The 12048-nt window shown below is 40.8% G+C and carries 7 protein-coding genes; 3 read left to right on the top strand and 4 right to left on the bottom strand.

Annotation, left to right across the window (positions count from 1 at the left end; genetic code table 11):
- The 3 genes from ACW6NC_RS12810 to ACW6NC_RS12800 all read left to right on the top strand — a co-directional run.
- Positions 1-808, top strand: an 808-nt coding sequence (locus ACW6NC_RS12810) for an N-acetylmuramoyl-L-alanine amidase (protein ID WP_457866581.1), incomplete at its 5' end; no start/stop codon positions are given.
- Between the two features lie 10 nt (positions 809-818).
- Positions 819-2582: an exo-beta-N-acetylmuramidase NamZ domain-containing protein gene (locus tag ACW6NC_RS12805; RefSeq protein ID WP_457866579.1), complete on the top strand. Its 1764-nt coding sequence runs from the start codon at positions 819-821 to the stop codon at positions 2580-2582.
- A gap of 18 nt (positions 2583-2600) precedes the next feature.
- A complete protein-coding gene (locus tag ACW6NC_RS12800; protein ID WP_457866578.1) occupies positions 2601-6386 on the top strand; it encodes a phosphodiester glycosidase family protein in 3786 nt (1261 codons plus the stop codon).
- A gap of 68 nt (positions 6387-6454) precedes the next feature.
- Here ACW6NC_RS12800 and ACW6NC_RS12795 read toward each other — a convergent pair whose 3' ends face one another.
- The 4 genes from ACW6NC_RS12795 to ACW6NC_RS12780 are packed head-to-tail and all read right to left on the bottom strand — an operon-like array spanning position 6455 to position 12041.
- Positions 6455-7687, bottom strand: coding sequence for a C40 family peptidase (locus tag ACW6NC_RS12795; RefSeq protein ID WP_457866577.1), 1233 nt, complete (start codon positions 7685-7687; stop codon positions 6455-6457).
- Positions 7688-7741: 54 nt separating this feature from the next.
- Entirely contained in the window at positions 7742-8758 is a 1017-nt protein-coding gene (locus ACW6NC_RS12790; RefSeq protein ID WP_457866576.1) for a dipeptide epimerase, read from the bottom strand.
- A 10-nt stretch (positions 8759-8768) separates the two neighbouring features.
- A complete protein-coding gene (locus tag ACW6NC_RS12785) occupies positions 8769-10583 on the bottom strand; it encodes a glycoside hydrolase family 9 protein (RefSeq protein ID WP_457866574.1) in 1815 nt (604 codons plus the stop codon).
- A 9-nt stretch (positions 10584-10592) separates the two neighbouring features.
- Entirely contained in the window at positions 10593-12041 is a 1449-nt protein-coding gene (locus ACW6NC_RS12780; protein WP_457866572.1) for a sodium:solute symporter, read from the bottom strand.
- Positions 12042-12048 lie beyond the last annotated feature (7 nt).

Below are 12048 nucleotides of genomic sequence, written 5' to 3'. Positions count from 1 at the left end.
AAAGTTCCCACTACCGGAAAAGTCTAATCGAACCGCACTCGATTATGGCCAGTACCGGGTGGGAACTACTAATTTTAACCTGCGAAAACCCAATTATGTGATAATTCATCACACCGCGCAGGATTCTCTTGAACAAACTTTGAGAACCTTCACCTTGGCCCGTACACAGGTTAGTTCGCATTATGTTATCGATCGTAATGGCGATGTTTATCATATGCTCAATGATTATTTTCGCGGATGGCACGGAGGAGTAGGAAAATGGGGGAATAATTCAGACCTCAATTCATCTTCAATCGGAATTGAACTGGATAACAATGGATTTGAAAAATTCTCTGAGGCCCAGATACAAAGCTTGCTGGCCGTTTTAGAAACCTTAAAAACGGATTATAAAATACCTGCAGAAAATTTCGTGGGACATTCGGATATCGCACCTGGACGTAAGGTAGATCCCAATGCCAATTTTCCCTGGAAAAGATTAGCTGAGAAAGGTTATGGCCTCTGGTATGACCAGGAGCAAGTAAAAAACTTGAAAACAGAAGCTGAATTCTTTCCACCCAATCCCCTCCCCCTGATCCATAATTCAAGTTTGGCCCAAAGAATTCCACTTCTGGATAAAATTCTTTTTCCTGAAGTAATTCCAGCGACTTTCGATGTGGAGATGGCACTAAAGATTATAGGTTTTGATACAAGTGATATGAATGCAGCGCTCCAATCTTTTAAACTGCATTTTATTCAGGATGACATTCAATCTCCGCTTAACCAGAGAGAACTTAAAATACTATATAATTTGTATCAGAAATATTTATAACTGCGGCGCTATGTTCAAAATCGGTTTCTTCAATTTCATTGTAGTGTTTTTTTGCATTTTTTCTTCTTCAGCTCAAATTATTGAAGAAAGTGAATTAGCTGTTATTACCAGAGAAGATTGGAAAGCGAATGAACCGGTGAAGGAAATGATCCCACATAAGCCGCAGTTTATTACCATTCACCACACAGGAATGCCCCAGAACCCAGAATTGGCCATAGAAAAAAAACTTCAGGCCCTACAGCAATTTTCTCAGAAAGATTCTCCTATGGCCGATGGCAGCATTAAAAAGGCCTGGGCCGATGTCCCTTATCATTTTTACATCGCCACAAGTGGTGAGATAGCAGAAGGTAGAGATATTCACTTTCAGGGAGATTCCAATACCAATTATGACCTCAACGGTCATATCCTTATCGTGGTTGAAGGTAATTTTAATAAAGAAAATGTCTTACCTCAGCAATGGGAAAGCCTTAAAAAGCTGGTGAATTATATATCTACAACCTATGGTATTTCAAAAAAAACCATAAGTGGGCACAGGGATCAAGCAAAAACCACCTGTCCTGGAGAGGCTTTATATCAAAAATTACTCTTATTAATTTCGCAAAAACCAGTTAAGATAGGAGCCGAGAAACTTTTTGAAAAGCCATATTTTAACCTGATTAAGAACAAGAAGATCGGGCTGGTTACAAACCATACCGGGGTGCTCCCCAATGGTCAGCATATTGTGGATCTACTTCATAGGAATCCAGAAACGGAGCTTACTATGCTTTTCGGTCCTGAACACGGTATTCGTGGTGAAGAAGACACGCATGTAAGCGATTCAAAAGATGAGAAAACTGGTTTGCCCATAATTTCTCTGTACGGGAAAAACCGCAAACCTACAGCGGAAATGCTGGAAGATGTAGATGTTCTTATATTCGACATTCAGGATATTGGGGCCCGATTTTACACCTATATAAAAACCATGCTTCTAGTTCAGGAAGCAGCGGCTGAGAATGATGTATCGTTTATCGTGTTAGATCGCCCCAATGCAATAAGAGGAACATATATCGATGGTCCTATTGGTAAACCGGGAGAACCGGTTACCGACATTGACATGTTACCCATTACCCACGGGATGACCGTGGGGGAACTTGCTACTATGTTCAATAAGGAAAGAGCTAAATTGGGATTGCAATCCGCAGAATTAAAGGTTATTCCAATGGAAAATTATTCGCGTGAGCTTTGGTATGATCAAACTAAACTGCCTTGGATCAAACCTTCTCCCAATATGCTTAATTTAACAACAGCCACTTTCTATCCGGCAACATGTTTACTTGAAGGCACGAATGTTTCTGAAGGTCGTGGAACTGAACAGCCTTTTGAACTTATCGCAGCTCCATGGATCAAGCCCGAAGAGCTTATAACTCAATTACAGTCCTATGCTTTGAAGGGTATTTCCTACAAATCTACGCAAATAAAGCCACAGCAAATGGTGGACGGGATCGAGATTTATCCTCCGAAATTTATGGGAGAAGAAATCCCTGCAGTAGAAATAGTTTTAACAAGCAGGAATGAGTTTAAATCTGTAGAAGCCGGCATCTATATGCTACATGCTTTGAAAAAATTATATCCCAGCCAACTGCAATGGCGGCAACCCAGGCTGGACGGTTTATTAAAAACCGATAAGGTTCGAAAAGCTTTAGATGCGGGAAAAAGCCCAGAGACAATAATTGCGCAGTGGCACAATGACCTCCAACATTTCCAGAAAATCAGAGAACAATACCTATTGTATTAAATTTGATAAAAGTAAATTATGAAGTTCCCTAAGATAATCCTTTTAGTTTTAGGGTTGTTTTGTTTTGAATGCCTTTTAGCACAGCAAATAACCTCACCTTGGAAGGCCCGGGAAGATCTTAATATCCTTTTACCTGAATCGGTTAAAATATATGATACCTACCGAGCACTTCCCGACGGAAGTCCGCTGCGAGCAATGTATGCTGAGATCGATTTAAGCGATAAAAATCTGAAGCTACGCTCTCTTGGCAGCAATAGCATTCGGGAAACAACTAAAGAAACCTATGAAAGAGGAAATGGTATCCTGGCTATTAATGGTGGCTATTTTTCATCGAATTCTTCAGTAAGCCTTATTGTCGAAGACGGTGAGATGATTGCATACGGACCAACAGAGAATCTCGTACGTGGTGCTTTTGGGATGCATGGTGGAAAGCCCGAAGTGGTTTGGACAAATTCAAAAAATAAAGAAGGATATCCGAAAAAATTTGAAAAACCTGATCTAAACGCTGAGTCCCAGACCTGGAGAGTAAGTCAGGCTGTTGGGGGCGGACCGGTTTTACTTAAAAACGGAAAGATAAAACTAACCGATAAAGAAGAAGGCTTCAGTGGAAGCCACTTACAACGCCATCCAAGAACAGCTATTGGATATAAGGATGATAACAGCCTTATCATGATGGTGGTCGATGGCCGGCAACAAGCCAGTGCAGGAGTCAGCCTTCCCGAACTTGCACAACTAATGCTGGAGGTTGGTGCCTTAGAAGCTATAAATCTCGACGGGGGAGACTCTTCAACCATGGTTGCATCCGAAGAAGTGGTCAATGTCCCCTCAGATATCACTGGCGGAAACCGAAACAGTCTCCGGAATAATGCCGGTGCCCTAGTACTTTCTCAAATTCAGCCTTCAAGGGAAAAAGAACTTATCATATTCGATACGGATGGGCCCGGTTATTCTGAAACGGGGATATGGAAAAACAGCAATCAAGTCAATTATTACGGAAAAACCTCTGCCCGGATCGCAAGCTCAAATTCATTAAACAAGAGCTCTTATGCCTTTAAGGATATTGAAAGAAAACGATACCAGTTAGCTGTCTGGTTTCCGGTAGATCAGGGGGAGAATTCGGCTGAGGTCAATTATATCCTGCATCGCAATTCAAGGAAAGATACCATACAACTTAATCAACAGAATTTTCAAAACCTCGGTAAATGGAATGTTCTGGGAACTTATGAAATCGGTCCAGAAGATAAGCTTGAAATTATGGGTGTTACAAAAGGCAAATTCGTTGCCGATGCAATACGGCTTGTAGCCAGAGAGCGAATCCCTGAATTACCAAAACGAGGGGATGTTCGCATTGCGGTTATTTCCGACCTTAATTCAGGTTTGGGCACTGCCGACTACCAATGGCAGGTAGATAGCATCATTAACCGGATTCCCAAACTATGGCAGCCTGATCTCGTTATATGTGGTGGAGATATGGTTGCAGGAATGGGAATTTCAAGGAAAGAACAACTTCAAAAAATGTGGAAGGGTTTTGATGAACATATTGCACAACCCCTGAAAAAAGCCGGGATTCCATTTGCCTTCACTCTCGGTAATCATGATGGCCCAAGAAGTTATCCCCTGGAACGGAAGTTCGCACGTGATTTTTGGAGAAAAAATAAAAACAGGCCGGAACTCAATTTTGTCGATGACACTCATTTTCCAAATTATTACTCTTTTATAGAAAATGGCATTTTCTTCGTTTCCTGGGAAGCTTCTTCTTCAAAGATCACCGAAGAAAACCTAAAGTGGCTGGAGCAACAATTTAAGACTTCAGAGGCCAGAAATGCCAAACTTCGATTTGTTATGGGACATATGCCTTTATATAGTGTAGCTCAGGAACGTGATTCAAAAGGGAATGTCCTGGAAGAGCCCGAAAGACTCCAAAAATTACTGGAGAAATACGGGGTTCATACCTATATAAGTGGACACCAACATGCTTATTATCCTGGCAAAAAAGGAAAACTTCAATTATTAAATGCAGGTGCAGCTGGTTCAGGTCCAAGGGGTTGGATTGCACAAAATAAAAAACCCATTAACACTATTAGTATTTTGGATGTTTTTCATGAAAAAGATACCCTTATTTACAGCACCTATGATATCAAAGAAAAAGATGCTGGTGATATGACCCTGATAGAGGAAGAATCCTTATCCTCAGCAATCTTTGGTATAAATGGTTATCTTATACGTCGGGATATTACCCGAGTGAAGCAGGCAAGAGCCTTTCTCTCCTCATTGAATATTCCCAACAGTGATAGTCCGGGGATAGCCCATGCAAGAGCTAAAGTAATTAGGGATCAATTACATATTTCGGGTAATTATTTTAACCTGCAGGCTGAAGGGAAATCTCTCGGTCTGCATATAGGACGAAATACGGAAAATGGCGAGTTACTAAGGCAGCTTAAAATTACTGAATCAGGTAACGGAAGTGGAAGAATTGAAGGAGAATTAAGCCTCACAGAGGAGCTAAAAGATTACCTAGCCATTGGAGGCCTCTACCTGGAATTTACAACTTCAGAAGGAAAATTAAGAGGTCAGTTTTATCCCAAGGCCAACACCGCTCCTACACCGCCAAAAATCACTTCGCATTCTGAACAAAACACCTACGGAATACGGGATATTACGGCCCTGTATGTATTAAAGTGGGATGAATCACAGGATAAAAATGGGGATTTCGTGAACTACAGCTATCAACTTTCAAAGGACCCAAATTTTTCGGAGATAGTATTTCAGAAAAAGACAGGAAGGGAGACCAGTGTAAAAATGTCCGAAAAAGAATGGTTTAAGTTCCTGGGTGAAGCTGAAATTGGGGAAACCGTGACCTTCTACCATCGGGTATTAGCAAGTGATGGCAGCAATTTTTCCACCTCTGGTATTTCCAAATTTAGCATGACAAAATCTGATGAGATTCTTGACGATCTAGCCGAAATTCCAGCCCCTGAATATGTATTTAAAGGAAAAATCAGGAATTCCGGTGCAGGTTATGGGGCACAATGGGATGGGGAAGGAAAGCTCTGGCTTGCCGATTATAACCAGGGGTTAATAATTCAAAACAATAACTATGAGGAGGTCGATTTTTCGCCATTAGACAATGTGGAAATCAATAATCAAATCTACAAGCTCAATCCTGTCAATGGTATTGGTGTGGATTTAGACGGCAATATTTTAGTTGGAATCAATCGTCGATTGATAAAAATAGATGCAAAAACCGGGAAAGGAATTGCGGTTTGGGAAGCCCCAGAAGGAGCCCGGGCCATCACTGCTCCCCGAGCTTCGAAAAATGGTGAAATATATGCCATGTCACTTTTTGGAGAGGATCCCAATTATGTATTAAAGCAAAACGGGAAAACTTTTGATTTAATTAGAACTCTTTCTTTAAAAGACAGAAAACTCTCCAGAACCTTTGATATGACCGCAGATGCAAAGACCCTGTATTTTCCCGATCCAGGCAGTCCAAAAATTCAGGTTTATACCAAAAATGGGGGAAAATATAGAAAAGAAGCAGATATTTCCAGTATAAACGCAGGTTCCAGTGCCATCCGGGTTATCGGAAATTCAGTTTATTTAGCCGTAAGATCCAGCGGAGTTAACCCCTCCGGTTTTCATTACAGAAATGAAGAAAAACAACAAATGTGGACCCTGGAGTTACCAGAAGTAAAGGGTGCGGAACCGCGGGGAATAGGAGTTTCAAAAGATGAAAAATCCCTTATTTTTTGTAGTTGGGATAAAGGTGGTGGCTATTATTTATTTGAGAGGAGTGAGCAATAACACTAAAAAAGCATAAAAACCTCCCGAATTTCTGAAATCCGGGAGAATGATTTAATTTCTAAAATTCCTTACATCTTCACCTCTTCGGCTTCCGGTAATGTAAAGAGATCTGATTGTTTCAGATAGATCAATCCTTTATCTTCTTTATTGAAAACCCTTTTTGTCCGTAAATAACGATTGTAGTTGTATTCATCGAAATCTTCAGCTTCGGTATCGAAATTACTGATATGCACTTCCCCCATCGAATGGATGAATTTATTATTACCAATCCACATTCCCACATGGATCACCCTTTCAGCAGTAGAATCGGTAGCGGGTTTTCCAAAGAAAAGAAGGTCACCCTTTTCAAGGTTTTCAAAATTTCTTTCATTATCAACTTCCTCCCCGGTATGGATCTGCTGAGAAGCATCGCGGGGAAGCACTATTCCATTCATAAAGAATACAGTTTTTGTAAACCCACTGCAATCCATTCCTTTTGGTGAAGTACCACCCCATAGGTATGGTGCACCCATAAGGTCTTTACCGGTGGCTACAAGATCTTCTTCAGTGGCTTCCAGGTTTTCCAGCCATTCCAAATAAGGCGATGCATAAGCGGTTTCTACGAAGGCTTTCTTTCCGCTTGGATACCTAACCTCATAAAATTTACCCTGGCGATCAACAAGCTCTAAAATATTTCCTGAGACCAGGTCCGATACTCTCTGAGACTCTGAATCGGGTTCTTGATAAGAGTAACCGGTGGTTTCAAGATAAATTAGCTTATCAGTTTGTTTCCATTCCTTTAATTCCCGCTCTTCCATGTTCTGGATTCCGCCGTAATCAACCCATCCAAGATAGCCTTCCGGGGTTTGTACAAAATACCAGCCACCTTGCTTTTTATACACCCTTAACGGCATACCTAAAGTCGCCTGGGTCACCAATTGAGCCGAATGTTTAGGCTCATCACGGATATTTGCCACAGAAATTTTAACCACTCCCCTGGTTTTGTTATCCAACTCCTGGGCATCGGGAAGCAACAGAATACTGTCTTTAAATTTTATACCTTCAGCTTTTAATTTCTGCCTGAGGTTTTCCACGGCTTCCTCCTGATTCGACTCTCCTTTTAGAATATAGAATTCTCCTTGTTTTTCTGATTCCACATCAAAAAGAGCCACCCTACCATCAGGCGCGTATTCATTCCTTACTTCAGCTATAAATTCCTGGGTTGGATTCTCCTTCTCCCTTTCAGTGGTATCCTGGCAAGCGGAAGCACTAATCAGGATTGCATAAATCAAGGGGAAATATATTTTTCTAAATAGTTTCATTATTTTGACTTTTTAAAGCTAATGTTTTTTTATTTTCAAATTTCAGCTTTGCTTTTACTTATCATACAACTGAGCACCGGTCCCATTTCTATCTGGGAAATGAACTTTTTCATCGAATACTTTAACTCCATCGGCGATATCCTTTTTAATTAGCATACCTCCGTCCATATCTACATAATCAAGCAAAGGTAATAATTGTGCAATGGCCGAAATTCCTACGGTTGATTCGGTCATACAGCCAACCATTACTTTCAGCCCGAGTTTCTTACCCTTTTCGATCATCCTTTTCCCAGGAGTAAGGCCCCCACATTTCGTGAGTTTGATATTTATACCATCAAAATATCCGACACATTTCTCCACATCCTTTTCTTCAATACAACTTTCATCAGCGATTAATGGTAATACCGCTTCATTGTGTAGCCTTTTCATTCCATCCCAGTTATCGGGCTTAAGCGGTTGTTCCAGGAATTCTACATTTAAGTCCTTCATTGCTTTTGCATTGACTATGGCTTGCTCCGCTGTCCAGGCTGCATTGGCATCTACTCTAAAAACTGAATCCGTGTGTTTTCGGAGTTCACGAACAATAGCCACATCCTTATTTGTGCCTAACTTGATTTTATATAGTGGCCAAGGGAAATCCTTTATCTTTTGAACCATTTTTTCGACAGTATCGATACCAATAGTATAATTAGTAAGCGGAATTTTACTGATATCAAGTCCCCACATCTTATAAAGAGGCTGCCCTTTTCTTTTTCCATGGAGATCATGCAGGGCAATATCGAGTGCACACTGCGCAAATGGATTATGCTTTAGGCTGGGCCAGGTAAGGTCCCAGATTTCTTCAGGGGTTTTATTAATATTTTCAGTTAACAAAGGCTCCAAGGCTTGAATGTCCTGCTGCATCTTTTCTACACTGACTCCGTAATAAGAAGTAGCCGTAGCTTCCCCGTAACCAGTAAAGCCCCCATCACTTACTGCTACAATCAAGGTTGGCTGGAAATCCCGGGAACCGTGACTTATGGTGAAGGTGTTTTTTAATTCAAGATTATAGGCATGAAATTCAAGTTTCATTGTTGAGTTTTTAGTCATTATTTTCTTCTACATCCTTAGCGAACCACGCCATAAAGAAGATTGCATCGGCCGTGCCATCCATGGTTGGTTCATTAGTGGAATAATCTCCGAAATCATCGTGATAAACCACAAAATCAGTCTGAAACCGGGCAAATTCGTCTTCCTCTTTTAGACTCAGCCCTTTCAGGTTCTCATATACACTTTTATATACAGGACCATCTACCAGCCCTCCCGGAACTTCTTTACCGGTAAGGTACCAGATACTGGTATGTACATCCTCAGGATATTCGCCGTTTTCCGGAATATTCATAAACATTGAAGTTCCCCAGGGATTATTCCCTAAAAGCCAGTCCCTTTGTGCCAGCATAAAATCATGATACTGATAATCGCCGGTCATTTCTTCATACAGGATTATCTGGGAGATAAGATTAGCGGCTAAATTATTGGAGCACCAGATAAAGGGAACCCCTATCTGAAAAGGATTTCCCTGCCCGCGCTTTACAGTAGCTTCAATCCCATCGCGGTAATACTGCGCCAGTTTTTGCTGAAAGCCTTTATCTACATGCTTATAGAGCACAAAATGCCCGATATTGAAGAAAGGATAAAACCTATAATGGTCCGCTTCTTCCTTATCCATCCATGAAACAGAATTGGCCATTTCAGCATAAGCTTTAGCATCATTTAAATACGTTTCTTTCCCGGTATTTACGAATAACTCCGCAGCTGCCCATTCCATATCATCGGCCCAGGTATCTTCATTGTATCGGTAGGGCGCACCAAAAGAATTTCCCTGCTGAAAGCCTTCCTGTTCCCTTCCCATTTCATACAGATCTTTGGCTGCAATTTGACATTTTTCAGCAAAAACGGGATCGAATTCTTTCCAGATCCTTGCGCCAAGAGCCATTGCAGCAGCAGATCTGCCAGCCAGGTTTGCAATCCCAGTAGCCTTACTTTTAAATTCTCTGAGTCCCTGAGGATCCCCAGTGGCAAAGTAAGCCACTCGATAAGAGTTTGGTCCCCATCCATAATTGGATGAATCTTTATCGGGCCATTTCATTCCCAAATGATCCCTGTCATCGGCTACTTGATGAAAAAGTTCTCCAGGGTCATTGTGCATTTTATGGATCCAGTCCAAGCCCCATTTGGCCTCATCCAATACATCCGGGATCCCGTTGCTTCCTTCCTGTCCCAAGGCATTTACCTTATCTGCAAACTTTTCCGGAAGCAGTTCAAAAGCTTTCAACATTTTAGCGGTAGCGTTACTGGAAGTAATTAAATATTTTAATTGATCTCCTGCATCATGCCACCCACCGCTGAGATCAACGAAAGTGGAGTCGGGCATAGGGCCATACATACTTCGTCCATCACGCTGATGGCACACCATATCTAAAAAGGGATTATAACCGCATCGCTGTTGACGCATAAACCCTATCAAATCTTCATGATGATTTTTATAGGAATAATCTCGGCCAATCCCGAATTCCCTGGATTTTATTCCGGATTTTTTCAATAAAAGGTAATATTTTCCAGGGAGGGTCACTTCCGAGAAATCAGCCTCAAAATAGTATTTAAAATTTCCCCAATCTCCCTTATTCCTGGTTTGAAGTTTTCCTGTATATATTTCCTTATCTGATTCTGCATCAATTATACCGAATTCTACTTCTGGCTTTTTATCTGAAAAAACAATAGCCTCTTTATGGTCTTGTTCCAGATAACCTGCCTGGTTTAACCGGATAAAAAGCTCCTCCCCCTGTTGTTGTCCCTGCATTGGAATAGAGATTCCATGGAATAACATTAAAATTACGAACCTCAATAGTGTTTTCATAGGTAAAAATTATGTGTTTAAAGGACGAGCTCTGTAAAGAGCAAAAAGCCCTAACATGGTAATAGCTGCGTTCACCAGGAGGATTTCAAAACCAAACTGGTAACCATAAAACCATTGGGCAGAATTCCAATCTAAAATTACCGAAATAATTGGAGAGATGATGCACACAATGGGCACCCATTTGTCTTTTACTGCATTACGAGTTAACAGACCATAGACAAACAGTCCTAGTAACGGACCATAAGTAAAGCCTGCAACTTTAAAGACCGCACTTACCACACTGCTGTCATTAACGGCATTAAAGATCACAATTACGAAAAACATCAGAATAGTAAAACCAATGTGAACCAACATTCGGGTTCGTTTCTGGTTACCTTTTCGCTTTTCGATATCGAGAATATCCACACAAAATGAAGTTGTTAAGGCAGTTAAAGCTGAATCGGCACTTGAGAAGGCTGCGGCAATAATTCCCAACAAGAACACAATGCCGGCCAGTATACCGAAATGATTTAAGGCAAGTAGCGGATAGAGATCATCTGAGCGTTCAGGAATTGCGATACCCTGGTCCATTGCATATTTATAAAGCAAAACACCCAAAGCAAGAAATAAAACTGTAGAAATGAAGAAGGTAATAGAAAACCAAAAAATATTTTTCTGTGCATCTTTTTGGTTTTTACAGGTAAGATTCTTCTGCATTACATTCTGATCCAGGCCATTCATGGCTATAGTTATGAAAATACCAGCCAAAAAGCTTTTGAAAAAATTACTATTAGAGCGCCAATTCCAATCAAATACATCGGACATATTACTTTGAGAAATAACAGAAAAAACCTGGGTACCGTCAAGTTCCATGTGATCTATGATTACATAAATACTGATAAGAACGGCCAACAATAAAAATGTTGTCTGCAAGGTATCGGTCCATACAATGGTTTTTATTCCCCCACGAAATGTATATAACCAGATCAATCCAATTGTGATTAAAACTGTGGCCCAAAAAGGAATTCCAAAAGCATCGAAAAAAGCAATCTGCAAGACCAAAGAAGCAAGAAACAGCCTGAAAGATGCGCCAATAGTTTGTGAAATCAGAAAGAATGAAGCACCAGCGTAATAAGATTTTTGGCCAAAGCGGTCTTTTAGATATTCATAAATGGATATCAGCCGAAGTTTATAGAATAATGGAATTAACACCAATGCAATTACCGCATACCCCACCAGGTTCCCCATTACAAACTGCAAATAGGTCCAATTGGAATTTCCAACCTCTCCCGGTACTGAAATAAAGGTTACACCTGAGAGAGAAGCCCCAACCATTCCATAAGCCACCAGGAACCAGGGCGACTGGCGGTTTGCTGTAAAGTAGGTGGCATTATCAGCCTTTCGGGAAGTAAAATGACTAATAGCCATCAATAAAAAAAAGTATCCTGCAATGATGCTAAAAACTAAAATGGGGGTCATAAAAAGG

The sequence above is a fragment of the Salegentibacter profundi genome, assembly GCF_054121475.1.
The sequence above is the reverse complement of the archived record's forward strand: the minus strand, read 5'-3'. Positions and strand labels throughout refer to the sequence as shown.